This window comes from Stenotrophomonas sp. PS02301 (genome assembly GCF_029959485.1).
In the GTDB taxonomy this organism is placed as follows: Bacteria; Pseudomonadota; Gammaproteobacteria; order Xanthomonadales; family Xanthomonadaceae; genus Stenotrophomonas; species Stenotrophomonas maltophilia_Z.
The window spans coordinates 1-1,075 of record NZ_JASCOO010000197.1 but is presented as its reverse complement, the minus strand read 5'-3'; the positions used below and the strand labels follow the sequence as shown (position 1 = coordinate 1,075).

At 64.9% G+C, this 1,075-nt stretch carries 2 protein-coding genes; one reads left to right on the top strand and one right to left on the bottom strand.

Annotation, left to right across the window (positions count from 1 at the left end):
* Positions 1-141: 141 nt before the first annotated feature.
* Positions 142-417, bottom strand: coding sequence for a hypothetical protein (locus tag QMX81_RS20895; protein ID WP_121039319.1), 276 nt, complete (start codon positions 415-417; stop codon positions 142-144).
* 177 nt (positions 418-594) lie between these two features.
* On the opposite strand from QMX81_RS20895, the gene QMX81_RS20890 reads away from it, so the two are divergent.
* Positions 595-942, top strand: coding sequence for a Rieske (2Fe-2S) protein (locus QMX81_RS20890; protein WP_282264401.1), 348 nt, complete (start codon positions 595-597; stop codon positions 940-942).
* Positions 943-1,075: the final 133 nt, after the last annotated feature.

The following is a 1,075-nucleotide window of genomic DNA, read 5'->3' as shown; positions in this document are numbered from 1 at the left end:
GGGCTGCTGGGGCGTGGGGATTACATGGGGCATGCGCGCGTCCTGTGGAGAGGTTTCGCCGCAGTCTAGAGCGTTTTCCCGCCGCCACAAACAGAAACGGCCGCGCAGGGCGCGGCCGTCATCAGGAGCAATGCGCGTGGATCAACGCGACATCGGCAAGGCCTGCTTGCGGACCACCCGGTACTCGCCGTCCACGACCTGCGACGGAACGGTGCGCGCACTCTTGCGCTGGGCGAGCAGCTTCCATGCCAGACCGGCGATGATCATCGCCGCGCCCACGAACACACCCACGAACACCAGCGCGGCCAGGATCGCCAGGCCCAACAGACCGACCGCGACGCGCACCAACGGGTGGCGCGGCTTGCGCGGCGCGAACAGGGCACGGAACTGGTTGAACTGGAAGATGCGGCTGTACATGGCACTCTTTTTGGCTGAGGTCAGCAGTGGACGAGTATCCGTGCTGGCTTTTGTCATTGAGTGAAAAAGTCGTTAAACGTACCGCGTGTTCATTTCAAATCAATGACTTGTATTCATCCGGGAGCCAGTGACATGAGTGCGTGAGACACTGTGCTTCCACTGCCTGTTGTAGATGCCATGTCCGTTCCAGAGTCCACCGCCACCGCCATCATCGCCCTGGATGCCATGGCCGACGGGGGTTTCGCCGAAACCGATGCCACCATCGAGGGCGACAGCGAATCGGTGGTGTTGTACCGCGAGGGTGACCAGGTGCGCGCGTGGCTGAACATCTGCCCGCACGCGGGCCGCCGGTTGGACTGGGCCCCGGGGCAGTTCCTGAAAAGCAAGGACGGCCATCTGGTGTGCGCAGCGCATGGCGCCTCGTTCTCGTTGGACAACGGTGATTGCGTGGCCGGCCCGTGTCGCGGTGATCGCCTGCGCGCGGTGTCCGTGCAGGTGCGCGACGGCCAGGTCTGGCTGGCGTGACAACGACCGGTGGGCCCGGGCCCATCGGTAGGTAGCGACCGTTGGCCGCTACGTCTCAGATGTCGCCCACCGACCGGTAGTGGGGGGGGGGGGGCGGGGCGCCGCGGCCGCAGGGGAGGTATAAGAAGAACGA

Bases quoted from the DNA above. Each gene is read 5' to 3' on its own strand.
- QMX81_RS20890 (WP_282264401.1), top strand. From the start codon at position 595: ATGTCCGTTCCAGAGTCCACCGCCACCGCCATCATCGCCCTGGATGCC.
- QMX81_RS20895 (WP_121039319.1), bottom strand. From the start codon at position 417: ATGTACAGCCGCATCTTCCAGTTCAACCAGTTCCGTGCCCTGTTCGCG.